This is a genomic window from Microbacterium sp. gxy059, from assembly GCF_050958665.1.
Classification (GTDB): Bacteria; Actinomycetota; Actinomycetes; order Actinomycetales; family Microbacteriaceae; genus Microbacterium.
Map to the genome: position 1 here is coordinate 1 of NZ_JAMXWT010000022.1, position 24,624 is coordinate 24,624.

Genomic DNA, 24,624 nt, shown 5'->3' on the forward strand with positions numbered 1-24,624 from the left:
GAGGCCGCCCTCGGCCTCGGCATCGCGGCCGGGCCCCTGATCGGCGGCCTGCTGGGGCACATCAGCTGGCGCGGTCCGTTCTTCGGCGTCGCCGTGCTCATGGGCATCGCCCTCGTCGCGACGCTGCTGTTCATCCCGAAGACCCCCAAGCCCGTCGAGAAGATCTCGCTCGGCGCGCCGCTCAAGGCGCTGAAGCACCGCGGGCTCCTCACGATGGGCATCATGGCCCTGCTGTACAACTGGGGCTTCTTCACGATGCTCGGCTACGCGCCCTACCCGATGAAGCTCGACGCCCTGCAGCTCGGCTTCGTGTTCACCGGCTGGGGCCTGCTCGTCGCCGCCTTCGCCGTGTTCTTCGCGCCCCGCCTGCAGCGCCGCTTCGGCACCGCCGCCGTGCTGTACGCGAACCTCGCGGGCCTCGGCATCGTCATGACCGCGATCGCGTTCGGCGTCGAGCACCCGACGGTGGTCATCGTCGCCGTCATCGTCAGCGGGGCGTTCATCGGCATCAACAACACGCTCACGACGCAGGCCGTCATGCTCGTGTCGCCCGTCGAGCGCTCGGTCGCCTCGTCGGCCTACGGATTCCTCCGCTTCTTCGGCGGCGGCCTCGCCCCGTTCGTCGCGGGCATCGTCGCCGCGCACCACGGCCAGGGCTGGGCCTTCGGCCTCGGCGCGATCGCCTTCTTCATCGCCATCCCCGTCCTCGCGAGCGGCCACAGGCTGCTCGCCGCGGCCGAGCGCTCCGAGGCGGAGGGCGACGCCGAGGAGGGCCAGGCGCCGCTCGCCCTCATCGGCGAGGAGACGCCGTCTGGCGTGCGCCCCGTCGTCGCCGCGATCGACGCGACCGCGCAGGCCGCAGACGTCGTCGAGCGCGCGGGTCGCCTCGCGGCGGCCGGCGGCACCTCGGTCGAGCTCGTCCACGTCGTCGAGACCGACGTCGTCGCCGACGTGGCGCTCGAGCCCGAGTCGGACGACGAGGCGCGCCGCGTGCTCGCCTCCCACCTGAGCGCCCTCGAGGAGCGCGGGATCCCCGCACGCGGCATCCTGCTCGCGAGCATCGGCGACCACGGCGAGGTCGGCGAGGCGATCGCCCGCCACGCGGAGGACGTCGACGCCCGCACGATCGTGCTCGGCCGCAGCGAGAACGGCCCGTTCGCGCGGTTCTTCGACGCCGACCTCGTCGAGCGGATCGAGCAGGCCGAGGCCCGCGACCTCGTCGTCGTCCCGTAGGCGTCGCCCGGGCGCCGTCGTCCCGGGGCGCGTCTCGCGTTCTGCGGGTTCCGGGTCTTCGTTCCCGCGTGCTGTGAGATACGGGTCGCTGTTCGTGCGGCTCGTGTCTCGCGTTGTGCGGGTATCGGATCCGGTTTCCCGCGTGTTGTGAGACATGGCTTGGTGCTCGTGCGGCCCGTGTCTCGCGTTCTGCGGGTATCGGATCCCCTTTCCCGCGTGTCGTGAGACGCGGTCTGCGGGATCCCGGCTCCCGAGCCGCTCGGACGCGCGCGGGAGGCGCGCCACCTTGGAGAACGCTGAACGCGTCGGGTAGCCTGGGATCGGAAGCTGACCGGTGGGTGGGGGAGACGAGAGTCTTTCCACCGCAGCTCTCATGGAGTCCTCGACCGTGCGCGGGAGAGCGGCGCTGTGCAGGGGCCGGGACGCGCCCGTCATGCACAACGCAACGCCGAGAGACGACGAGAGAGCACCATGAGCGAGAACCGAGTCCGACGTCCCCTGATGCTGACCGCCGCCGCCCTGAGCGGAGCGCTCCTCCTGGCCGGCTGCGGAGCCTCCGCCGAGGAAGAGCCCGTGACCGAGGAGGCGCCCGTCGAGGAGACCGCCCCCGAGGAGGAGGCTCCCGTCGAGGAGGAGCCAGAAGAGGAGGCCGCCGCACCTGCCGGCGACCAGACCGAGGTGGAGATCGGCGAGACGATCGAGGACCCCGACATGGGCGACACGATCCAGGTCGTCTCCGCGATCCGCGACTTCCCATCCGAGGCGGAGGCCGACCTCATCGCCGAGGGCGGCGAGGTCGTGCTCGTGCAGGTCGAGGTGACCACCGGCGACGAGTTCGGCGGCCTGGTCTCGGCCGGCGACCTCGAGATCTCGTGGGACGAGGGCGCCGACTTCTGGAACAACAAGACCCGCATGATCGCCGACGAGATGGAAGCGGCGGGCTACGAGGTCTTCGACGACGTGTCGCGCCGCGACGGCGGGGCCACGGGCTGGATCGGCTACCTCGTCGACGAGCGTGCCGACAGCTACCAGCTGAAGTACCACCGCAGCGGCGCCGAGGTCATCGGATCCGACGAGGTCATCGACGCGTTCGACGCCGAGCTCGTGATCCCCGCGCCGTAACCACCCGCGCACGAGAGAGGGGCCGGACGACCGCGATGGTCGTCCGGCCCCTCTTCCGCTGCGTCAGCGCTCGCCGAAGCCGTCGTCGATGAGCGCCTTGAGCGCCTGCGCGGCGTCCTCCGCGTCGGGGCCGCGCGCCTCGACGCGCACGCGGGTGCCCTGCGTGATGCCGAGGGCCATGAGCGCGATGAGGTTCGTCGGCGCCGGGCCGTGGCCCGCGCGCAGGTCGGTGATCGTCACCTCCGCCTCGAAGCACGCCGCCGTGCGCGCGAAGGTGGCCGCGGGGCGGGCGTGCAGGCCGGACGGGTTGCGGATGTCCGCCTCGAACGAGGCGACCTGCTCGCCGTCGCCCTCGGCCGGCGCCTCGCCGCCACCCGCGGGGCTCGCGTCGGGCGCCGGGGCGTCGCCCAGCTGCGTCGTCTTCGGCTCGAGCGCCCGTCTCGCGTCGGCGTCGACGGCGTCGAGCGAGGATCCGGAGGCCGCGCCGACGACCGCGGCGATCAGCCCCTCGACGAAGGGCGCGGCGCTCAGGCGCACGGGGACGTCCGTCGTCGTGAACTCGAGCGCCATCTCGGTGCTGAGCAGCGCGGACCCGAGGTCCATCACGACGAGCACCCCGTCGGGCGTCGCGATCTCGTCGATCGCCTCGGCGATCGCCGCCGCGTCGGTCCCCGTGACGCCGCCCGCCGCGCCCGCCGCGACGCGCACCGCGGGCGACCGCTCCCCGGCCACCTCGAGCGCGAGCGACACGGCGGCCTGCGCGAGCGCCGGGGAGTGCGAGACGACGACGATGCCGATCACGACGCGCCCCCGAGCGCCTCGGCGAGGGCGTCGAACAGCATCGCCGACGACGCGGCGCCGGGATCCATGTGCCCCGCGCTGCGCTCTCCGAGATAGCTCGCGCGGCCCTTGCGCGCCACGAGCGGGATCGTCGCGTCCCGCCCCTCGGCCGCCGCGTCGCGGGCCGCGGCCGATGCGCGGGCCGGACCGTCGGTGGCCGTCGCCTCCCAGGCGTCGACCGCGGGGCCGATCGCGTCGAGCATCGTCTTGTCGCCCGGCTCGGCCTTGCCGCGGGCCGCGATCCCGTCGTATCCGGCGCGGAGCGCCGCGCCCAGCGCCGTCGCGTCCAGCGACTCCGCCGCGCCGCCGGTCGCGCCGATCCGGAGGAACAGCGTGCCGTACAGGGGGCCGCTCGCGCCTCCCACGCTCGAGACGAGCGCCATCCCGACGGCCTTGCCGAGATCGGCGACCGTCGCGGGCGGCTCGGCCTCCAGTTTCTCGACGGCGGCGGTCATGCCGCGGGCCATGTTCGCGCCGTGATCGGCGTCGCCGATCACCGAGTCGAGCTCCGTGAGCTCCGCCCGCGCCTCGACCACGCGGTCGCGGAAGGCCCGCAGCGCGGCGACGAGGTCCTGCGTCGTGACATCGGTCATCGGATCCCTCACGCTCCCCATCGCAGACCGGGCGTGGACACCGGGGCGTCCCACAGGTCGAGCATCTCGTCGTCGGCCTTCACGACGGTGAGCGAGGCGCCCGCCATGTCGAGGCTCGTGATGTAGTTCCCCACCAGCAGGCGCGCCACCTCGACGCCCGCCTTCTCGAGCAGCGGGGCCACCTCGGCGTACAGCAGGTACAGCTCGATGAGCGGCGTGCCGCCCAGCCCGTTCAGCAGCACGATCGCAGGCCCCGACACGTCGAGATCGTGCGCGATCGGATCCACGAGCATCGGCGCGATCTCCCGCGCGGTCGCGAGGGGCACCCGGTGGCGGCCAGGCTCGCCGTGGATGCCGACCCCCACCTCCATCTCGTCCTCCGGCAGGTCGAACGTCGGCTTGCCGGCCGCCGGGACCGTGCAGCTCGTCAGGGCGACGCCCATCGAGCGCCCCTGCGCGTTCACCCGCTCGGCGAGAGCGTGCACCGCCTCCAGGTCGTCACCGCGCTCGGCGGCGGCCCCGACGAGCTTCTCGAGGATCACGGTCGTGCCGACCCCGCGGCGGCCCGCCGTGAAAGTCGAGTCCTGCACCGCGACGTCGTCGTTCACGACGACCGCCCGCACCTCGACGCCCTCGGCGGCCGCGAGCTCCGCGGCCATCTCGAAGTTGAGCACGTCGCCCGTGTAGTTCTTCACGATGTGCAGGACGCCGGCCCCGGCGTCGACGGTCTTCGTCGCCTCGAGCACCTGGTCGGGCGTCGGCGAAGTGAACACCTCGCCGGCCGCCGCCGCGTCGAGCATGCCCGGCCCGACGAAGCCGCCGTGCAGGGGCTCGTGCCCGGATCCGCCTCCCGACACGATCGCGACCTTGCCGGAGCGCGTGGGCTCCGCGCGGTAGATGATGCGGCTCGCGGGATCGACCCGCTGCTCGGGGTGCGCCGCCTGGATCCCCCGCAGGGCATCGGCGAGCACATCCGGCGGATCGTTGATGAACTTCTTCACGGGAACTCTCCTTCGAGGTCGGGATCATCCGGCGCGCGCCGACGCGGACACTGCCGAATCTGGCCGTCCGCGTGCCGCCTGTCAAGAGCGCGGAGAGGACGTGCAGGGCGGGCGACGCGCCTGCCGCCCGCTCAGCCGTCGACGCGGTCGATCTCGATGTGCACCTGGTCGCCCTCGAGCAGGTCGACCCGCGCCTCGAGGGTGAACGGCACGGCGGCTTCGTGGGGGAGGAGCTGACCGGTGAACAGGTCCTGCACCGTGACCGCGAGATGCGCGGTGCCGCGCGCCGGAGCGACGCGCCAGTCGTCGCCGTCGGGGGCGAGCGACGTGCGGGGGTAGTCGTCGATGCTCCACGCGACGTCGGGCTGGGCGAAGCCCCACTCGATCGTCTCGCCGAACGGGCAGCCGGCCGGCTGCAGCACCTGCTGGGTGGCGCACTCGTCGAGGAACTCGTCGACCTTCGTCTGCACGAGCTCCGTGAGCTCCTCTGACGGCTGCGTCTGCAGGTCGAGCTCGTCGATCTCGAGGGAGCCCGTCGCCCGGACGGGCGTCGCGGCGGCGACCGTCGCGGCCGTGTCGACCGCGACGTCGTAGACGCCGGGCGAGAAGACGAGCAGCGAGAGCGGGGCGAGCGGATCCGCCTCGACGCCGTCCGGGGAGACCTGGCGCTTGTCGATCTCGAACCCGTTGACGGTGAGCTGCCACGACCCGCGCACGACGAGATCGACGACGCCCAGCGGGCTCGTCTCGAACCGCCAGGACGGGACGAGGCCGGAGCGGCCGTCCTGCTCGACGAGGTAGGACGACTCGTCGGGGCGGCCGTCGATCGTGTACGCGACGGTCACCTCCACCGCGTCGGCGCCTTCCGCCCCCCTCTTCGGGATCTCGCTCGTGGCGTGGACGTCGGCGATGTCGTGCGTCAGCACGGCGGAACGCAGGAGCGCCTCGGAGGCGAGCGGCCGGCCGATCTGCTCGAGGTCGGGGCTCTCGGCCGCGACGCCCGGGATCGCGAGCGTGCCGGAGGCGTCGCCCGCCGCGATCGTCTCCACGTACCGCTCGACGAACGCGCTCGCACTCCAGAACTCGCGGTGAAGCGACGCGAACGCCGCCCCGAGCGCGCCGAGCAGCAGCGCGAACAGCGCGCACATGACGACCGCGTCGAGGACGGGCCGACGGCGTCGCGCGGGCGGCGTCGTGCGGGCGTCCTCTGACATGGGCATCAGTCTACGAACGAGAGGCAGGGGATCTCCTCTCCGCGGGCCGATCGTGAGGGGAACGTTTCTGCGGGCGGATCTACGATGGAGGGATGACCTCTCCCGCCCTGTCCGCCGAGCAGGAGGCGCTCTTCCGGCTCATCGAGGACACCAGGGAGCACGTGTTCGTCACGGGGCGGGCCGGAACGGGCAAGTCGACGCTGCTGCGGCACCTCACGTGGAACACGAAGAAGCAGATCGCGATCTGTGCCCCCACCGGCGTCGCCGCCCTCAACGTCGAGGGCCAGACGATCCACTCGCTGTTCAAGCTGCCGATCGGCCTCATCGCCGACAGCGAGCTCGAGCAGTCCGACGCGACCCGCAAGCTGCTCAACGCGATCGACACGCTCGTCATCGACGAGATCTCGATGGTCAACGCCGACCTCATGGACGGGATCGACCGATCCCTGCGGCAGGCGCGCGGGCGCCGACGCGAGCCGTTCGGCGGCGTGCAGGTCGTGATGTTCGGCGACCCGTATCAGCTCGCCCCCGTCCCGCCCCGCGGAGACGAGCGACGCTACATCGACGATCACTACCGCTCGTTCTGGTTCTTCGACGCGAAGGTGTGGGCCGGCGAGCAGGCGGGCGACGGCCTCATCGAGATGGGCAGGCACGGCGCGGAGCTGCACATCCGCGAGCTCACGCAGATCCACCGGCAGGACGACGACGCCTTCAAGACGATGCTGAACGCCGTGCGATACGGGCGCGTGACCGCTGACATCGCCGAGAAGCTCAACGCGGCGGGCGCGCGCACGCCGCCCGACGATCCGAGGGATCCCGTCATCACGCTCGCGACGCGCAACGACCGCGTCAACGCGATCAACGCGAAGCACCTCGCGGCCCTGCCGGGACGCGAGCAGACCGCCGTGGCCGACATCTCGGGCGACTTCGGGCGCGGCGACGCGTACCCGGCCGACGAGCACCTCTCGCTCAAGGTCGGCGCGCAGGTGATGTTCCTGCGCAACGACGTGGGCGCGAACGGCGATCCGCCCCGGTGGGTGAACGGCACCATCGGCACCGTCACGCGCATCTCGGGCGAGAGCGTGCGCGTCGAGGTCGAGCAGGAGGAGTTCGACGTCGAGCCGGCCGTATGGGAGAAGTACCGCTACGCGTACGACCCGTTCCAGAGGACCCTCTCCCGCGAGGTCGCGGCCGAGTTCACGCAGTTCCCCCTGAGGCTCGCGTGGGCCGTGACGATCCACAAGTCGCAGGGCAAGACCTACGACCGCGCCGTCATCGACCTCGGGCAGGGCGCCTTCGCCCCCGGGCAGACGTACGTCGCCCTCTCCCGGCTCACCTCGCTCGACGGCCTCTACCTCTCGCGGCCGCTGCGTCCCCGCGACATCCGGGTCGACGAGGACGTGCGCCGGTTCATGCGCGGCGCCTGGGAGAAGCAGGGCGACCGGATGCGCGCCGTCGCTCCCTGACAGGTCGCGGCCCGGCTCTGCTCTACACTCGATGGCAGTTGTCGCACAGGGGGTTTCATGCGTTCTTCGCTCCGTCGGAGCCGTCTCGCCGGAGCGGTCGCGGCGCTCGCCGCCGCGGGTCTTCTCCTGACCGCCTGCACGGGAGACGCCGATCCCGGCCCCGCCGAGTCGGGCGCCTCGCTGCCCGGTGACATCCAGGAGAGCCTCGAGGCTGCTGTCGAACACGCGATCCAGGGATCCGGCGCGAGCGGCGCGATCGTCGGCGTGTGGACGCCGTGGGGCGGCGACTGGGTGTCCGGCGTCGGCGAGACGTCGCCCGGATCGGGCGAGACGCCCTCCGCCGACATGACGTTCCGCGCCGGGCAGATCACCCGCTCGATGACGTGCGACGTGCTGTTCTCCCTCGAGGACGACGGCGTCGTCTCCCGCGAGGACGTCGTGACCGAGTACGTGCCGAGCGTTCCCGGCCTCTCCGAGGTGACCCTCGGCGACCTCTGCGACGACGTGTCGGGGATCCACTCGTCTCGCAGCGTGCAGTGGCGCAGCTTCAGCAGGAACCTGACTCGTGAGTGGGGACCCCGCGAGTTCATCGCACCGGGCCTGGCGCGGGGGATCTCCGATGCCGGCACATGGTCCGACTCCGATACGGGCTACTTCGTGCTGGGGCTCGCGCTGGAGAACGCCTCCCACACCTCGATGGAAGCGCTCATCGACGAGTACGTGGCCTCCCCCCTCGGTCTGCAGGACACGGTTCTTCCGGGGCCGACCGCCGCGGAGCCCGGTGCTCTCCCTCTTCCCGGCCTGTACACGACCACCGGAGCCGTCGAGCAGGGGTGCGAGGGAGATCCCGGCAACGTGACGACGCTCTCCGCGAGCTTCGGCTACGCCGACGCGGGAGTGGTGTCGTCGATCGGCGATCTGCGTGTCTACGCGTCTAGCCTCGCCGAGACGGCGGGCGACAGCGAGGACCTCCCCGCGCGCTGGGCAGACTCCCTGCCGGTCAATCCGAACGGTGCGCAGTGGCAGCGCACGGCGGGCGGAGACCGGTTGCTCGGATCCCTCATCGGGCAGCAGGGCTCGATGCCCGGCTACGCGACCGCCGCATACTCCGACATCGACTCGGGGCTCACGGTCGCGGTGGTCTTGAACAACTCGGCGGCGTCCGATGTCATCGCCGGCTCGCTCGCGCGGGAGCTCGCAGCGATCGCCGCGCAGGCCCCGGCCACCGACGGTGGCGACCGACCGGAGATCTCGCTGCCCTGGACGGTCGAGCAGGCCAGGGAATCGGTCTCGAACGCCGCGGTCTGCCCCATCGGCGAGGGATGATCGCCCGGCCCGCATCCGGATCCGCGCCCGCGTGGGCGCTCGCCGTCTGGCTGGGGCTCGTCTGCCAGGAGATCGGCGCGGCGCTCGCCGTGATGCTGTTCCCCGCGGTGGGCGCGGTCGGCATGGTCGCGCTGCGCCTCGTGTTCTCGGCGGCGGTGCTGCTGATCCTGGCGCGTCCGACCCTGCGGGGACACGGCGGCCGCGACTGGTGGGCGGTCGCGCGCTTCGGGCTCGCGATCGCCGTCATGAACAGCCTGTTCTACCTCGCTCTCGACCGCCTCGCGCTCGGCGTCGCCGTGACGCTCGAGGTGCTCGGTCCGCTCGCGCTGTCGGTCGTCGTCGCCCGCCGACCCGCCGCCTGGGCGTGGGCGGGGCTCGCGCTCGTCGGCGTGGTCGCGCTCGGCGGGGGCGGGTGGGGTCGCCTCGATCCGTGGGGCGTGCTGTTCGCGCTCGGCGCCGCCGTGATGTGGGCCGCCTACATCCGCGCCGCCTCGGACGTCGGGCGGGCCTTCCCGAAGCTCGAGGGCCTCGCGCTGAGCATGGTCGTCGGATCCCTCGCCGTCGCCCCGTTCGCGATCGTCACGGCGGGGTCGGCGCTCGTGCGCCCCGACATCCTCCTGCTGGGGCTCGGCGTGGCCGTGCTGTCGTCGGCGATCCCCTACGGGCTCGAGCTCGTCGCGCTGCGGCGGCTCCATCAGGCGGCGTTCGGGATCCTCATGAGCCTCGCCCCGGCGACGGCGGCGCTCGCCGGGTGGATCCTGCTGGGGCAGGCGCTGTCGTGGCTCGAGATCGCGGGGCTCGCGACGGTCGTCGTCGCGTCGGCGGGCGCCGTGCTGCTGAAGCCGCGGGACGTGCCGGGGGAGGAGCCCTCGAAGGATCCGTTCGCCGACACCGGGCCCATCACGACCTCGCTGTCGTAGGCGCCGGGCGCGGGCGCCCAGGCGCGGGGCGGGTGCCCTTGTCGTGCGGTGGGGCGCCGGGAGATGTCGGGTGCGGGGCGGGCGCCCTTGTCGTGGCGACCCTTGGTCGGGGTGCAGAGCCGCCTGACCGCGGGCGGGGGTCCTCAGCGAACCAGGCGCCGGCCCTCAGCCGCGGACCATGCGCACGAGCTCGGCGACGATCTCGTCGCGCCGCGCCGCGGGGTACGGCACCTGCTGCATCGCCTCGTCGATCCAGATGCCGTCGGCGGCGGCGAGCGCGACCTGCTGCTGCAGGGTGAGCGTGCCGATGTCGCCCACCCACCTGTCGCGGTGCGCGATCCAGATGGCGGCGAGGTCGGTGTCGTGCGTGACGTCGACGAGCACCGAGAGGTCGCCGATCGCCTCGAGCTGTCCGTCGGTCTCGGCGGTCGAGAGGAGGAAGGCGACGATGCGCTCCTCCCGGGTCGCCTCGTCGAACGGGCCGTCGAGGTGGCGCTGGGCGTCGTCGTCCCACGCGGCGATGAGCACCTCGATGACCGCCCGCGCGAGATCCTCCTTGGAGGGGAAGTGGTAGAGGATCCCGCCCTTCGTCTTGCCGGCCTCGGCGGCGACCGCCTCGAACGTCAGCGCTCCGAGGCCGACGCGGGAGGCGACGGCGAGCGCCGCCTCGGCGATCTCCTGTCGGGCGCTGGGTCGGCTCATGGGGTCCTCTCGCGGGGTGCGGTGCGGGGCCAGCGTAGCGGGCGATGCTCGGCATCCGCTCAGTTTCTGTACTGACCAGACGGTATAGTAACTGTTATGTCCACGACCGCACCCCTCGAGATCGACGCCCGCGCCGGAATCCGCGAATGGATCGCCGTCGGCGTCCTCACCATCGCCATCGTCCTGCTCGCCGTCGACGCCACGGTGCTGGCCCTCGCGATCCCCGCCCTCACGGAGGCTCTGAACCCCAGCGCCACCGAGGTGCTGTGGATCGGCGACGCCTACTCGTTCGCGATCGCGGGTCTCCTCGTCACGATGGGCAACGTCGCCGACCGCGTCGGCCGCAAGCGCCTGCTGCTCATCGGGTCCGTCGCCTTCGGCCTCGCGTCGGTCATCGCGGCCTTCGCCCCGACGGCCGGCCTGCTCATCGCCGCCCGCGCTCTCCTCGGCGTCGCCGGGGCGACGATCATGCCGTCGACCCTCGCGATCATCCGCGACATGTTCCGCGTCGACCGGCAGCGCACCCTCGCGATCGCGGTGTGGTCGGTGGGCTTCACGGTCGGCGCGGCCGCGGGTCCGCTCGTGGGCGGCGCGCTGCTGGAGCACTTCTGGTGGGGATCCGTGTTCCTCATCAACGTGCCCGTCATGGTCGTCGTCCTCGTGCTCGGCATCGCGCTGCTGCCCGAGTCGCGCAGCGCGAACCCGGGGCCGATCGACGTGCTCTCGTCGGTGCTGTCCGTCGTGGCGATCGTGCCGATCGTCTACGCGATCAAGGAGGTCGCGAAGGGCGGATCCGTCGTCTCGGCGCTCGTCGCGCTCGCCGTCGGCCTCGCGGCGGGATGGGCGTTCGTGCGTCGCCAGCGGCGCATCGCGGTGCCGCTCGTCGACATGGAGCTGTTCCGGGTGCCGGCCTTCTCGGGCGCGATCGCCGCGAACGTCGTGTCGGTGTTCGCCTTCAGCGGCCTCATCTTCTTCTTCTCGCAGTACCTGCAGCTCGTCCGCGGGTTCTCGCCGTTCGAGGCAGGGCTCGGGGAGCTGCCCCTCTCGATCGGATCCGTGCTCGTCGTCGCGTTCATCGCGATGACCGTGGCGCGCTTCGGTCAGGGTCGCTCGATCGGCGGCGGCCTCGCGGCGGTCGCGGCGGGCCTCGTGATGCTCGCGATCGCCGAGGGGCTTCCCGGGTACGTCTGGTTCGTCGTGGCGCTCGTCGTCATCGGCGTGGGCGTGGGGCTCGCGGGCGCTGTCGCGACCGACGCGGTCGTCGCGTCGGTGCCGCGGGACCGGGCGGGCGCCGCCTCGTCGATCTCGGAGATGGGCTACGAGCTGGGCGTCGCGCTCGGCATCGCGGTGCTCGGATCCCTGCACAGCGTCATGTACCGCGGGGCGCTCGAGCTGCCGGCCGGCACCACGGGCGCCGTGGCGGAGGCCGCGGGGGAGTCGCTGCCGCAGCTGGCCCGCGCCGCGCACCTCGACGGCGGATCCGAGGCCGCGCTCGAGGCGGGCCGGGAGGCGTTCACGGTCGCGATGCAGCAGACCTCGCTCATCGCCGCGGTCCTCGTCGCGGTCGCGGCGGTCATCGCGTGGCGGGTCGTGCCCTCGACGCGCCAGGCGTGCTGAGGGGGCCCGGGATTCGGCGTCGGGCATCGGCGCCGGCCTCGGGGCGGGCCGGCTCGCGAGTGGCGCAGGTTTTCGCGAATGGCGCCGATATCGGGATGAATATCTGCGCCGTTCGCGAGTTTCTGCGCCGCTCGCGAGCCTCGGCAGGCGCCTCTGCTCAGAACAGCGGAGATCGCGCGCTGAGCGGATCCTCGACAGCGGATCGGTCCTCAGGATCCGCGTTCTCCGCGGATGCCCGCGGTCAGTGGATCGCGCCGCCGGGCTCGGCGAGGTCCTGCGGGGTGTCGAGCGCTGTGCGGATCGCGATCTCGAGCGCGCGGGCGAGGTCGGCAGCGGGCAGCGAGGGGGCGCCGTCCGGGGCGGTCTCGTCCGACCACGGCAGGTGCACGAATCCGGCCCGCGCGTCGCGCCCCTCGGTCGCGTGCGATGCCGCGAACGCCACGTGATTGCACACGAAGGTGCCCGCGCTGTACGAGACCGCCGACGGGATCCCCGCCTCGCGGATCGCGGCCGCGATCGCCTTCGTCGGCAGCGTCGCGAACAGGGCGTTCGGCGCGCCTGCGACGCTCGGCTCGTCCGCGGGCTGGCGCCCCGCGTTGTCGGGGATCCGGGCGTCGACGAGGTTGATCGCCACGCGCTCGGGCGTGACGGCGGTGCGGCCTCCCGCGAGGCCCGTTGCGATGACGACGTCCGGATCCGTCTCGTCGATGAGGGCGCGCAGCTCGCGCGCCGCCTCGTCGAACGCGACGGGGAGGGTCGCGGCGACGAGCGTCTCGGGCCCCGCCCAGCGCGCGGCGACGGCGTCCACCGCCTCGGCGGAGGGATTGCGGTCGTCGCCGCCGAAGGGCTCGAATCCGGTCAGCAGCACGGTGGTCGTCACCCGATCCACCCTACGGTCGCGCTGGATGCACGACGACGCCATCTCTCGCCCGACGGGGCGCGACACGCCGCCTCTCGCGGCCGGTGGGCCGGATTCTGGCGTCGTCGTGCATCTGGTGGGTGCTCGCGCGGCGGGTCGCCGTGCACTATCCCCGGCCTCAGGGCCGCCAGAGAGCGTCGCCTTCCGGCGCCCCATCTGCTCGGCGGTGCGTGGGGAACGTCGCTGCGCGGGGGCGGTGCACGACGACGTCATTTCTCGGCCAGAGGGGCGTGACGCGCCGCTCACCAGGGCCGTGGGCCGGATTCTGGCGTCGTCGTGCACTCACGTCGGGGGCAGGCAAGCGGGCCGGCGGGCGCCCGGCCCCGGCTCGGGGTGATGAGGTGCCCGACACCCCGCCGCAGGCCCTGGCGCCAGGAGTCCCCGGCCTCGGTGCGAGAGCCGCCGCGGGCGCCGATGTACCCACCCTCGCCCGCCGCCGTCGGCCCCAGCGCCGGCCCCAGCGCCGGCCCCAGCCGTCACCGCGCCTCGGGCTGAGGGGACGATGCGTCGCGGAGCGTGGCCGCGGGCGTCGGTGCGGTGTGCCGTCTCAGGCCTGGCCGCTGTCGCCGACCCAGGCACCGGCACCGGGAAGTTCCCCGACCCCCGCCGGCGGCAGCGCGACCGCGGGTGCACGACGACGTCATTTCTCGCCCGCGGGGCGCGACACGCCGCGTGTCGGGCGTGCGGAGTGGATTCTGGCGTCGTCGTGCACAAGGCACCGCAAGGCACCGGCACGCAGGCACCCTGCCGCGCGCCGGGTCCCCACACCGCGCCCGGCTCCCCACACCGCGCCCGCAGGCCGCCCGCCTCATCCGATCAGCGACGGCCGCAGGTCGCGCAGCGTGCGGTTGCGGGTCATCCGCCAGATCGCGAGGAACGCGACCGCGAGCGCGCCCACGAGCCAGATCGCGAGGAACCCGGCGTCGGCCCAGGCGCGCGACATGTCGCCGCCGTACATGAGCTGGCGGATCCCGTCGACGGCGTGGCTCATCGGCAGCGCCTCGTGCAGGCTCCGCAGCGGCGCGGGCAGGGTCTGGTACGGGAACGTGCCGCCCGCGGTGACGAGCTGCAGCACCATGAGCACGAGGCCGAGGAACTGGCCGACGCTGCCGAGCAGCACGTTGAGGGTGAGGATGATCGCCGCGAACGACGCCGACGTCAGCGCGAGGAACCCGAGCATCGGCCACGGCTCGGCGACCGAGTACCGCAGCGCGAACAGCAGCACGCCGAACGCGGCCGCCATCTGCAGAGCGCCGAGCACCGCGGGCGTCGCCCACGCGCCGAGCGTGATCGGCAGCGGCCTCCGCAGGGCCGTCACGGCGCGCTGCGAGTAGGGCTTCACGATGAGGAACAGCGCGTAGATGCCGATCCAGGCGGCGAGGCTCAGGAAGAACGGCGCCATGCCCTCGCCGTACGACTCGGCGGCGGTGAGCGCCTCCGAGTCGACCTTCACCGGATCCGACACGAGCGACGCCGCCTCCTGGCGCTCCTCCTCGGTCTGGTCAGGGATCTGCGAGACCGCGTCGTCGAGCCCGTCGCGCAGCTCGGCGGATCCGGAGTCGAGGTCGCCGAGGCCCGACGCGAGCTCGGAGCTGCCGTCGCGCAGCTGCCCGACCCCGTCGGCGAGCGAGGCGGATCCCGTCGCGGCGCTCGCGATCCCGTCGCGCAGGGCGGGCATCGCGTTCGAGAGGGTCTGCGCGCCGTCCGAGACCTGCCGGCTCCCGTCGGCGAGCTGCGCGACCGCGCTCGCCGCGTCCTGCACCTTGCCGTTGACGTTCTCGATGTCGTCGTGCATGGGGGAGAGCACCCCGAGCACGCGGTCGATCGTCGCGTCGTCGAGCCCCGCGTCCTCGAGGTCGGCGCGCACGTCGGCCTCGTCTGGCAGGCGGTCGACGGCCGCCTGGGCCTCCTCGGCTGCGGGCTGCACGCGGTTCGAGAGCTCGGCGTTGCCGTCGGCCACCTGCCGGGCGCCGTCGGCGAGTGTCGCCACCTGATCCGGCAGCGACGCCGTCGACTGCTGCAGCGTGGCGAGCCCGTTCGACAGCTCGCTCGCGCCGGTCGCCGCGGTCTGGGCGCCGTCGGCGAGGGTCGTGGACCCCTCGTGGGCCTGGTGCGCGCCGTCGGCGAGATCGGAGGCGCCGCCTGCCGCGTCGGAGATGCCGGAGCGGATCGTCGCGATGCTGTCGAGCAGGGTGCGTGCGGCCTCCTCGCCCACCTCCTGGGTGAGGCTGTCGCGCACGGTCTTCGTGACGGTGTCGGCGATCGTGCCCGCGAGGTAGCTGTTGGCGTCGTTCGTCGTGAGCTCGACGACGGCCTGCACGGGGTCGTCGGATCCGACCGACGTGAGCGCCTCCGAGAAGTCGGGGCGCAGCGTCACGACGAAGTCGTACTCGCCCGACTGCAGGCCCGCGGCGGCGGTCTCGGCCGACTCCTCGTGCCAGTCGAGGGTCGCGTCGTCGATGAGGGTGTCGCGCACCTGCTCGCCGTAGTTGACGGTCTCGCCGTCCTGCTCGGCCCCGGTGTCCTCCACCACGAGTGCGGCCGGCACGCCGTCGAGGTTGCCGTAGGGATCGTCGTTTCCCCAGAGGTACAGGCCCGAGTAGAGCACGGGGACGAACATGAGCGCGACGAGCGCGAGGATCGCCATGGGGGAGGCGGTCAGGCGCTTCAGCTCGGTGCGGACGAGGGTGAAGAAACTCATCGGGCGATGTGCTCCCTGTCGATGGCGGCGTCGACGGTCGCCGCGGAGGCGATCACGATGACGGCGAAGTCTCTGCTCGCCCAGGCGCGGGCGACGTCGAGCCACGAGGCGATGTCGCCGCCGTGGCGGTCGGGGCTGACGATGACGAGGGCGTCGACGTCGGGGTGCGCGGCGGCGGTGCGGGCGAGGACCCGCACGCGCTCGCCGGCTGAGAGGGCCTTCATGGGCGCGGTCGCGCGGTCGGAGAGGTCCTCGTCGGCGAGCAGGCGCCGCGTCGCCGCGCGGGGGCGCCGGAGGCCCGCGAACACGAGCTCCTCGTGCACGACGGCGCGGAGCGGCAGGTCGTCGGCCGGCGCGCTCGCATCGGGGGCGTCGACGAGCGCGACGCGGCGCCGTAGCGCGCGCGGGTCGTCCTCGCCGTCGAGCGTCACCTCGCCCGCGTCGGGGGACATGCGCCCGGTGAGGATGAGCCCCAGCAGCGTCGGCCGCTGGCCGCCCTCGATCGGCACGAGGGTGACCTCGCCGGACGGGGCGTCGACGGTCGTGGCGTCGAGCGCGGACCCCTTCGAGACGCCGTGGGCCCGGATCCTCATGCGCTCTCCCCTCGGTGCGCCGCGTCGGCTGCGGCCCTCGCGTCGCGCCAGGAGAGCCCGGCGACGCCGAGCGCGGTGGTGACGACGAGGTCCTCTGCGGAGGAGTCTGTCATCTCGTGCGCGACGGCGACATCCAGCACCGTGAGCGTCGCGGCCTCGACGAGGCGCGCGACGATCTCGGGGTCGGCGTCCTGGCGGAACGCGCCGGAGGCGGCTCCGCGTGCGACGGCGTCGCGCAGCGAGCGGCGGATCGGGGCGAGACCCCGTGCGACGGCGCTCTCGAAGGGGCCGCGGACGATGAGGTGCGCGAGCAGGCGCACGTGGGTGATCTCGCGCCAGAGCGTGGAGCCGATCCGCGCGATGTGCTGGGCCGGATCCTCGTCGTGCGTGCCGGCGAGGGCCTCGGTGATGTGCGCGGTGCCGCGGTCGACGATCTCTCCGAGCAGCTGCTCGCGGGAGGAGAAGTGGCCGTAGAAGGAGCGCCGGCTGAGCCCGGCGGCCGACGCGATCTCGTCGAGGGGCGCCTCGGGGTCGCGGCGCAGCACCTCGAAGGCGGCGGCGAGCAGCGCCTCGCGGTTCGCGACGGCATCGCGTCTCCGGGTGCGCGGGGCAGTCGTCTCGTCCTTCACGCCTCCGATCATAAGGTGCACGCATATGTGCAAGATGGGAGGCGGGCGGGATCCGGTGCCGATTGCTATCGTCATGTCAGGACAAAGTGCGTCCGTTTCGAGCGGAGGAGAGCCCATGAGCGACCACCGGATCCCCGCGGGGGAGACCGCCCACGGCGCGTGGCAGATGGACATCGCGCCCGAGCGCGCCGGGTGGGCGCACAGCGGGATCCGCTCTCTCGCGCTCGCGCCCGGCGCGTCCGAGACCTTCCCGACGGCGGGCGACGAGATGATCCTCGTCCCGTTCGAGGGCGGATGGCGCGTGGAGGTCCACGGCGAGGGGACGTGGGATCTCGCTGGGCGCGCGAGCGTCTTCTCCGGCCCCACCGACGTGCTCTACGTCCCGCGCGACGCGCAGGTGACCGTGACCTCGACGACCGGCGGCCGCCTCGCGATCCCCACCGCCCGCGCCGAGAACCGGTTCCCCGTGCAGCACGTCGCGGCGAGCGACGTGCCGGTGTTCGTGCGCGGCGCTGGCCCCTGGTCGCGGCGCATCCGCGACTTCGGCAACGCGAGCGTCATCGATGCGGACCGGCTCCTCGCCGTCGAGGTCGTGAACCCGGGCGGGACCTGGTCGGGCATCCCCCGGCACAAGCACGACGTCGCGAGCGAGACCGAGTCGCCGCTCGAGGAGATCTACTTCTTCGAGGCCGCGCCGACGCCCGGCGGCGGACCCGGGTACGGCCTCATGCGGGTCTCCTCGTCGGAGGCGGGCGAGATCGACGTGACGGAGGAGGTGCGCTCGGGTGACGTCGTGCTCGTGCCCTTCGGCTGGCACGGACCCGTCGCCGCACCGCCGGAGAACCACCTGTACTACCTCAACGTCATGGCCGGACCCGCCGGCCGCAGCTGGAACGTGACGAACCACCCCGAGGACGAGTGGGTGACCGAGGCCTGGCAGGGGCTCGCGCCCGATCCGCGCGCCGAGAGGGAGGACCTGCCGGGAGAGCGCTGAGGCGCCCGCTACCCTGATCCGCATGGACGAGGTGCTCGCCTGGCTGCCCGGGGCGCTGATCGTCGCGCTCGTCATCATCGGGATCGGCGTCGCCAGCGGGCGGAAGAAGAGCGCTCCCGATGGTCCGCTGACCGTCGACTCCCGCGCGGAGATCGCCTCGCTCTCGGGTGGGGAGCGCGCCGAGATCGACGCCCTCCTCGCCGCCGGCCAGCCGATCCGCGCCATCAGGCGCCTGCGCGAGCTGCGCGGCCTGTCGCTCGAGCAGGCGAAGGGCGCGATCGACCGCTGGGAGCCGGGAGGGGTCGTCGCGTCCGGCCTCTCCGACGAGGCGACCGCGGAGGTCGACCGACTCGTGCGCGAGGGGAAGGCGATCGCGGCGATCAAGGCGTACCGCGAGCACGCCGGCGTCGGCCTGGTCGAGGCCAAGCGGGCGATCGAGGCGTGGCCCGGCTACCGGCCCCCGCCGCGCTCGTGAGGCGAGACGGGGCCGGCGCCCCGAGGCGCCGCGGTGCAGAGTGCACCATCCTCCCGCCCAGATGGGGCGCTCCGGACCGGAACGGCGTGAGCGAGCGGATCCGACGCGGAACCGGGGGAGAATGGGCGGGATCCGGCAGGAGGATCCGCACCGAGGAGGACGCATGATGCGCACGATGGATCGCGGGGCACGACGGTGACGAGCGCCGTGGTGGTCGGCAGCGGGCCCAACGGGCTCGCCGCCGCCACCGTGCTCGCCCGGGCGGGCCTCGACGTCACGGTCGTCGAGGCGTCCGACGAGCTCGGCGGGGGCGCGCGCTCGGTCGCGTCGCCCCTGCCCGGCCTCCTCCAGGACCACTGCGCGGCGGTGCACCCCATGGCTCCGCAGGGGGCGTTCTTCCGCAGCCTCGACCTCGAGGCGATGGGCCTCCGCTGGCGGTACGCGCCGATCGACGCCGTGCACCCCCTCGACGGCGGCGACGCCGGCGTGCTGCGCACCTCGATCGCCGAGACCGCGGAGAGGCTCGGCGAGGACGGGCCGCGGTGGCGGCTCGCGTTCGGCGCCTCGTCGCGTTCGTTCGACCGGCTCGCGCGCGACATCATGACCCCGATGCTGGGGATCCCTCGGCACCCCCTGCTGCTCGCCCGCTTCGGGCCCGTCGCGGGGCCGCCCGCGACGTGGGTCGCGCGGGCGTTCCGCACGGAGCGGGCGCGGGCGCTGTTCCTCGGCGTGGCCGCGCACGCCATCAACCGGCTCGACCGGCCCCTCGTCACCGGCATCGGCGCCGGGATCATCACGGCGGGGCACTCGAACGGCTGGCCCGTCATCGAGGGCGGAACGGGCGCGTTCACCGCGGCGCTCGTGCGGCTGCTCGACGGGCTCGGCGTCACCTTCGAGACCGGGCGACGCGTGCGATCCGCCGCCGACCTGCCCCCGCACGACATCGCGATCCTCGACGTGCACCCGCAGCACGCCGCGACGATCCTCGGCGACGCGCTGCCGCCGCGCGTCGCCCGCGCGTACCGCACGCACCGGCCCGGCCCCGCCGCCTTCAAGGTCGACTTCGCCGTCGAGGGCGGTATCCCCTGGCAGAACGACGACGCGCGCCGGGCGGGCACCGTGCACGTCGTCGGATCCGCGCGCGAGGTCGTCGAGGCCGAGCACGCGGTCGCGGTGGAGCGGCGCATGCCGAAGAGCCCCTTCGTGCTCGTCGGGCAGCAGCACCTCGCGGATCCGCAGCGGGCGGACGGATCCGTCGTTCCCGTCTACGCGTACGCGCACGTGCCGACGGGGTACCGGGGAGACGCGACGCGCGTCATCGTCGATCAGATCGAGCGCTTCGCGCCCGGGTTTCGCGATCGCATCGTCGCGTCGGCTTCCCGCACCGTCGCCCGCACGGAGGAGGAGAACGCCAACTTCATCGGCGGGGACATCCTCACGGGCGCGAAGACCCCGATCCGCTTCCTGACCGGCCCGCGCGTCAGCCCGCACGCGTACGACACGGGCGCGCCCGGCACCTACCTCTGCTCGGCCGCGACGCCTCCCGGGCCCGGCATCCACGGCATGTCCGGATTCAACGCGGCGCACCGCGCGCTGCGGCAGGCGGGCATCGACTGGCGCGCGGGCGGTCGGTCGGCGTAGCGACCGCGGGGCCCGCGAGGGGGCGAAGCGCCGAGCGACGTGCGATTCTGCGACTCAGGTGGTGCGGAAAGCTTTCGGGTCTGCGAAAGCGACGGATCCGGGTGCCTGAGGCGTGCGTCTCCGAGATTCGGGCGGTGGCGGGGGTTACCATCCGCCGCCCGGTCGCAGGTCGATGCGGCGCAGCAGCTGGGCGTTGAGGGCGACGACGATCGTCGACAGCGACATGAGGATCGCGCCCACCGACATGGGCAGCACGAAGCCGACGGGCGCCAGCACTCCCGCCGCGAGCGGCACGGACAGCAGGTTGTAGCCGGCGGCCCACCACAGGTTCTGCGTCATCTTCCGGTACGTCGCCCGCGACAGGTCGATGACCGAGAGTACGGATCGCGGATCCGAGCTCGCGAGGATCACGCCCGCCGAGCCGATCGCCACGTCGGTGCCGGCTCCGATGGCGATGCCGACGTCGGCCTGCGCGAGCGCGGGCGCGTCGTTGACGCCGTCGCCGACCATCGCGACCCGCCGCCCCTCGCGCTGCAGCTCGGCGACCTTCGCGGCCTTGTCCTCGGGGCGCACGCCCGCGAAGACCCGGTCGATGCCGAGATCGCGGGCGACCTCGCTGGCGACGGCCTCGGCGTCGCCCGTGATCATGACGACCTCGACGCCGCGCGCGTGGAGCTGCTCGACGGCCTCGCGCGACTCGGGGCGGACCTCGTCGGCGAGCTTCAGGCCGCCGATCGTCTCGCCGTCGCGCAGCACGTGCAGGATGATCGCCCCCTCCTCGCGCCAGGCCGCCGCCTCGGGGATCTCCTCCTGTCCCGTCTCCTCGAGCAGGTGCGGGCCGCCGACGCGGATCTCGCGACCCGCGACCGTCGCCGTGACGCCCACGGCGGGCGACGACGAGAACCCGCTCGCGGGCGGCACGTCGAGGGCGCGATCCGCCGCCGCGGCGACGATCGCCTTCGCCAGCGGATGCTCGCTGTCGGCCTCCGCGGCGGCGGCCAGAGCGAGCAGGGGATCCGCGTCGATCCCGTCGACCGGCCGCACGTCGACCACCACCGGCTCGCCCTTGGTGAGCGTGCCGGTCTTGTCGAAGAGCACGGCGTCGACGAGGCGCATCGACTCGAGCGCGAGGCGGTCGGTGATGAGCACGCCGGCGCGCGCCGCGCGCTCGGTGGCGATCGAGACGACGAGGGGGATCGCGAGGCCGAGCGCGTGCGGGCAGGCGATGACGAGCACGGTGATGCTGCGCACGACCGTCTCGTCGGGGTAGCCGAGCGCGGCCCACACGATCGAGGTGACGACGGCGGATCCGAGCGCGAACCAGAACAGCAGAGCGGCGGCGCGGTCGGCGATCCGCTGCGCGCGGGACGACGAGGCCTGCGCCTCCGCGACGAGGCGGTCGATGCCCGCGAGCGCGGTGTCGTCGCCGACGGCCGTGATCTCGATGCGCAGGCCCGAGTCGGTCGCGACGGTGCCGGCGGTCACGGCGTCGCCCTCGCCGCGCGTCACGGCGCGCGACTCGCCGGTGATCATCGACTCGTCCATGTCGGCGCGGCCGGAGACGATCCGGCCGTCGGCGGGCACGCTCCCGCCCGGGCGGACGACCGCGATGTCGCCGACGCGCAGGTCCGACGGGGCGACCGAGACGATCGCGTCGCCCTCGAGGCGCTCCGCCTCGTCGGGCAGCAGAGCGGCGAGGCTGTCGAGAGCGGACGTCGTCTGCGCGAGCGAGCGCATCTCGATCCAGTGGCCGAGCAGCATGATGACGACGAGCAGCGCGAGCTCCCACCAGAACTCGAGCTCGTGCCCGACGAGCCCGAGCGTCGCGGCCCACGAGGAGAGGAACGCGACGGTGATCGCGAGGGCGATGAGCAGCATCATGCCGGGGGAGCGGCCGCGGATCTCGTCGATCGCCCCGGTGAGGAACGGGCGCCCGCCCCAGACGTACATGACGGTGCCGAGCGTCGCCGCGACCCACGGTCCCCACGTCGGCAGGTCGTAGCCGAGGATCATCGCGAACATCGGCGAGAACGCGACGACCGGGATCGCGATCACCAGGTGGATCCAGAACAGCCGCCGGAACTGCGCGACATGGCCGGCGTGGCCGGCGTGGCCGGCGTGTGCCTCGTGACCCGCGTGCGGGTTGGGCGACGGGTGGCCGGCGTGATCGGCGTGCGCCGCATCCTGGTGGTGTGACGCGTGGCTGTCGTGATCGGCATGACCGCTGTGCGCGTCGTGCCCGTCATGGCCGCTGCGGAGGGCGTGGGGCTCCCGGTGCGCATGGTGGCCGTGGTCGTCGTGCCCGGTGCTGCGGGGCTCGTGCGTCCCGTGCCCCGCGTGCCGGTCATCGCCCCGATGCGGAGTGCGGCCGGCGTGCCCCGGGTGAGGTGTGGGGCCGGTCTGCCCGCCGCTTTCGTGCGCGTCGGGGTGCGGATCGGTCATCGGCTCTCCTCCTCCGTCGGCCTGCGCTCAGCCTCTCAGAGAAGGACAACGCCGGGGCGGGCCAGGACGTTCCCCGGGCCTCGCGAGCAGGCAGAGACCGTCGGCCGTATCCGGCCGCGACAGCGGAGTCGTGTGCGAACGAAGAAGCCCTCCGCGCGGCGAGCCGTGCGGAGGGCGAAGACGAGGGGCTGACGGGAATCGAACCCGCGCTGTCTGCTTGGGAAGCAGAAGTTCTGCCATTGAACTACAGCCCCGCATCCGCGTGATGCGGATGGCCCGAGCTTAATCCGCGCCCGGGCGGAGCGCAAAGCGGGGCGTCCCGCCCGCACAGGGGGGCGGGACGCGCGCCTCACTCGTACGTGTAGAAGCCGCGACCGGATCCCTTGCCCAGGTAGCCCTTGTCGATGTAGTCGCGCTTCAGGATCTCGGCGAACTCCTGCTGCACGGGATCCGAGCTGCTCATGCCCAGGTTGTAGGGCGTCATCATGCCCACCACGTCGAAGATCTCGAACGGGCCGGACGGGGCGCCGGTGGCGATCTTCCAGGTCCTGTCGATGTCCTCGGGGCTCGCGACGCCCTTCACGAACAGCGCGGCGCCGGCGTTGAGGAAGGGCACGAGCAGCGAGTTCAGCACGTAGCCGGGCTGCTCCTTGCGCACGCGGATCGGCACCATGCCGATCTCCTCCGCGAACTGCGCGACCTGCTCGAACACCTGCGGGTCGGTGCCCGCGTGGCCCATCACCTCGCCCGTGTTGAACTTCCAGACCTCGTTCGCGAAGTGCAGGGCCAGGAACTTCTCGGGGCGGCCGGTGAACGGGGCGATGTCGCTCGGCAGCAGCGTTGAGGAGTTGGTGCAGAAGACCGTCGTCTCGGGCGCGACCTTCGCGACGTCCTCCCACGTCTGCTGCTTGATGTCGAGACGCTCGGGGACCGCCTCGATGACGATGTCCGCGTCCTTCACGGCGTCGGCGAGATCCGCGCTGGTGCGGATCCGCGCGACTGCGGCATCGAGCTTCTCGGGCGTCGCGTCGGGGAGGTCGCGGAGGTACGCCGCCTTGAGGTACTCCCAGCGGTCCGCGAGCTTCGCGAGGATCTCGTCGCTCAGGTCGTAGGCGACGACGTCCTTGCCCGCGTAGGCCGACTGGAAGATGATCTGAGAGCCGAGCACTCCGGTGCCGAGCACGGTGAGGTTCTGCATTGTCCCGCTTTCTCGTGACTGCGCGATCCGGCCGCTCCGGCGGGGGATGGCCTCGTCGGCCGCGCCTCGCGATCGGATCGCCGGACGTCGAGCGTCGCGGTCTGCGGCGGTTCTCTGACGTCGGGTCGGAGCTCCGGTCCAATGCCCCCGAGCCTACGCCTCCCGGCCGGCGCGAGCAAGGTCGCGGGGCGGGGCAATCCCCCCGTTATCCTGTACCCGTGCTGCTCTCCGACCGCGACATCCACAGCGAGCTCGACGCCGAACGCATCCGCCTGGATCCCCTCGATCGCGACATGGTGCAGCCGTCGAGCGTCGATGTGCGGATCGACCGGTATTTCCGGCTGTTCAGCAACCACAAGTACCCGTTCATCGATCCGGCCGAGGATCAGCCCGACCTCACGCACCTCGTCGAGGTGGCGCCCGACGAGGCCTTCGTGCTGCACCCCGGGGAGTTCGTGCTCGCGAGCACGTTCGAGACCGTCACGCTGCCCGACGACGTCGCCGCGCGCCTCGAGGGCAAGTCGTCGCTGGGCCGGCTCGGGCTGCTCACCCACTCCACGGCGGGCTTCATCGATCCCGGGTTCTCGGGGCACGTGACGCTCGAGCTGTCGAACATGGCGACCCTGCCGATCAAGCTGTGGCCCGGCATGAAGATCGGCCAGCTCTGCTTCTTCCGCCTCAGCTCGCCGGCCCTCAACTCCTACGGCGCGTACGGCAACCGCTATCAGGGCCAGCGCGGCCCGACGGCCAGCCGCTCGCACCTGCGCTTCCACCGCACCGACGTGTCGGCGACCGACGCGGGATCCCGCGGCGAGTAGCCCCGGATACGCCGCCCGCGCGCGGGAGCAGGCGCCCACGATCACGGGCGCTGCTCCGACTGGCGCGCGCCCGCACGCGCGGGCGCATGCACCTGCCGTACGACCCCGCCGCGTCCCCCGGGGAGGGGCCAGCGCCGTGTGATCCCGCGTTGACATCCCGCCCCGTGCCGCACAGACTGT

General features: G+C 73.0%; 21 protein-coding genes and 1 tRNA gene. 10 read left to right on the forward strand and 12 right to left on the reverse strand.

All coding sequences use genetic code 11. The features are described 5' to 3' along the window. Positions 1-1,233: MFS transporter (locus NHL53_RS12005; protein ID WP_433777104.1), on the forward strand; the 1,233-nt coding region annotated here is incomplete at its 5' end. Between the two features lie 471 nt (positions 1,234-1,704). Further along, on the forward strand, positions 1,705-2,355 hold the full coding sequence (locus NHL53_RS12010; RefSeq protein ID WP_433777105.1) for a transcriptional regulator: 651 nt from the start codon (positions 1,705-1,707) through the stop codon (positions 2,353-2,355). 63 nt (positions 2,356-2,418) lie between these two features. On the opposite strand, the gene NHL53_RS12015 is transcribed toward NHL53_RS12010, so the two are convergent. The 4 genes from NHL53_RS12015 to NHL53_RS12030 form a co-directional block, all read right to left on the reverse strand. Further along, positions 2,419-3,156, reverse strand: a complete 738-nt coding sequence (locus NHL53_RS12015; RefSeq protein ID WP_433777106.1) for an HPr family phosphocarrier protein — start codon at positions 3,154-3,156, stop codon at positions 2,419-2,421. Next, complete coding sequence (dhaL, locus tag NHL53_RS12020; protein WP_433777107.1) at positions 3,153-3,788, reverse strand: dihydroxyacetone kinase subunit DhaL; 636 nt, start codon at positions 3,786-3,788, stop codon at positions 3,153-3,155. Before dhaL ends, NHL53_RS12015 begins: the two co-directional genes overlap by 4 nt. Positions 3,789-3,796: 8 nt before the next feature. Continuing rightward, a complete protein-coding gene (dhaK, locus tag NHL53_RS12025) occupies positions 3,797-4,789 on the reverse strand; it encodes a dihydroxyacetone kinase subunit DhaK (protein ID WP_433777108.1) in 993 nt (330 codons plus the stop codon). Between the two features lie 131 nt (positions 4,790-4,920). Further along, on the reverse strand, positions 4,921-6,003 hold the full coding sequence (locus NHL53_RS12030) for a hypothetical protein (RefSeq protein WP_433777109.1): 1,083 nt from the start codon (positions 6,001-6,003) through the stop codon (positions 4,921-4,923). 92 nt (positions 6,004-6,095) lie between these two features. On the opposite strand from NHL53_RS12030, the gene NHL53_RS12035 reads away from it, so the two are divergent. Genes NHL53_RS12035 through NHL53_RS12045 form a run of 3 tightly spaced genes read left to right on the forward strand, consistent with a single transcriptional unit; the run spans position 6,096 to position 9,715 of the window. Further along, on the forward strand, positions 6,096-7,469 hold the full coding sequence (locus NHL53_RS12035; protein WP_433777110.1) for an ATP-dependent DNA helicase: 1,374 nt from the start codon (positions 6,096-6,098) through the stop codon (positions 7,467-7,469). Positions 7,470-7,526: 57 nt separating this feature from the next. Beyond that, on the forward strand, positions 7,527-8,795 hold the full coding sequence (locus NHL53_RS12040; protein ID WP_433777111.1) for a serine hydrolase domain-containing protein: 1,269 nt from the start codon (positions 7,527-7,529) through the stop codon (positions 8,793-8,795). Further along, the gene (locus NHL53_RS12045; RefSeq protein WP_433777112.1) at positions 8,792-9,715 is read left to right on the forward strand and encodes an EamA family transporter; all 924 of its coding nucleotides are present in this window, start codon (positions 8,792-8,794) and stop codon (positions 9,713-9,715) included. The genes NHL53_RS12040 and NHL53_RS12045 overlap by 4 nt, the downstream gene beginning before the upstream one ends. Before the next feature lie 165 nt (positions 9,716-9,880). Here the strand turns inward: NHL53_RS12045 and NHL53_RS12050 are convergent, their stop codons facing one another. Beyond that, positions 9,881-10,417 carry a TetR/AcrR family transcriptional regulator gene (locus NHL53_RS12050; protein ID WP_433777113.1) on the reverse strand — a complete coding sequence of 179 codons (537 nt, stop codon included), beginning with the start codon at positions 10,415-10,417 and terminating at the stop codon, positions 9,881-9,883. 96 nt (positions 10,418-10,513) lie between these two features. On the opposite strand from NHL53_RS12050, the gene NHL53_RS12055 reads away from it, so the two are divergent. Then, positions 10,514-12,034: an MFS transporter gene (locus NHL53_RS12055; RefSeq protein WP_433777114.1), complete on the forward strand. Its 1,521-nt coding sequence runs from the start codon at positions 10,514-10,516 to the stop codon at positions 12,032-12,034. Positions 12,035-12,275: 241 nt separating this feature from the next. On the opposite strand, the gene pcp is transcribed toward NHL53_RS12055, so the two are convergent. The 4 genes from pcp to NHL53_RS12075 form a co-directional block, all read right to left on the reverse strand. Beyond that, positions 12,276-12,914, reverse strand: coding sequence for a pyroglutamyl-peptidase I (gene pcp / locus NHL53_RS12060; RefSeq protein WP_433777115.1), 639 nt, complete (start codon positions 12,912-12,914; stop codon positions 12,276-12,278). A gap of 847 nt (positions 12,915-13,761) precedes the next feature. After that, positions 13,762-15,654 (reverse strand): YhgE/Pip family protein, encoded by a 1,893-nt coding sequence (locus NHL53_RS12065; RefSeq protein ID WP_433777116.1) that lies wholly within the window; start codon positions 15,652-15,654, stop codon positions 13,762-13,764. Continuing rightward, entirely contained in the window at positions 15,651-16,247 is a 597-nt protein-coding gene (locus NHL53_RS12070) for a hypothetical protein (RefSeq protein WP_433777117.1), read from the reverse strand. Before NHL53_RS12070 ends, NHL53_RS12065 begins: the two co-directional genes overlap by 4 nt. Continuing rightward, positions 16,244-16,876, reverse strand: coding sequence for a TetR/AcrR family transcriptional regulator (locus tag NHL53_RS12075; protein WP_433777118.1), 633 nt, complete (start codon positions 16,874-16,876; stop codon positions 16,244-16,246). The genes NHL53_RS12070 and NHL53_RS12075 overlap by 4 nt, the downstream gene beginning before the upstream one ends. A gap of 115 nt (positions 16,877-16,991) precedes the next feature. On the opposite strand from NHL53_RS12075, the gene iolB reads away from it, so the two are divergent. From iolB to NHL53_RS12090, 3 genes are all read left to right on the forward strand, one after another. After that, positions 16,992-17,870: a 5-deoxy-glucuronate isomerase gene (iolB, locus tag NHL53_RS12080; RefSeq protein ID WP_433777119.1), complete on the forward strand. Its 879-nt coding sequence runs from the start codon at positions 16,992-16,994 to the stop codon at positions 17,868-17,870. Between the two features lie 22 nt (positions 17,871-17,892). Next, the gene (locus NHL53_RS12085) at positions 17,893-18,345 is read left to right on the forward strand and encodes a hypothetical protein (RefSeq protein WP_433777120.1); all 453 of its coding nucleotides are present in this window, start codon (positions 17,893-17,895) and stop codon (positions 18,343-18,345) included. 195 nt (positions 18,346-18,540) lie between these two features. After that, entirely contained in the window at positions 18,541-19,986 is a 1,446-nt protein-coding gene (locus NHL53_RS12090; protein WP_433777121.1) for a phytoene desaturase family protein, read from the forward strand. A gap of 144 nt (positions 19,987-20,130) precedes the next feature. On the opposite strand, the gene NHL53_RS12095 is transcribed toward NHL53_RS12090, so the two are convergent. The 3 genes from NHL53_RS12095 to NHL53_RS12105 all read right to left on the reverse strand — a co-directional run bounded on the left by NHL53_RS12095 (position 20,131) and on the right by NHL53_RS12105 (position 23,626). Continuing rightward, entirely contained in the window at positions 20,131-22,428 is a 2,298-nt protein-coding gene (locus NHL53_RS12095; RefSeq protein ID WP_433777122.1) for a heavy metal translocating P-type ATPase, read from the reverse strand. Between the two features lie 183 nt (positions 22,429-22,611). Beyond that, positions 22,612-22,682 (reverse strand) — tRNA-Gly (locus NHL53_RS12100). A 95-nt stretch (positions 22,683-22,777) separates the two neighbouring features. Then, the gene (locus NHL53_RS12105; RefSeq protein WP_433777123.1) at positions 22,778-23,626 is read right to left on the reverse strand and encodes a 3-hydroxyacyl-CoA dehydrogenase; all 849 of its coding nucleotides are present in this window, start codon (positions 23,624-23,626) and stop codon (positions 22,778-22,780) included. 218 nt (positions 23,627-23,844) lie between these two features. Here NHL53_RS12105 and dcd point away from each other — a divergent pair, with 218 nt between their 5' ends. Continuing rightward, entirely contained in the window at positions 23,845-24,444 is a 600-nt protein-coding gene (dcd, locus tag NHL53_RS12110) for a dCTP deaminase (protein WP_433777124.1), read from the forward strand. The last annotated feature ends 180 nt before the right edge of the window (positions 24,445-24,624 follow it).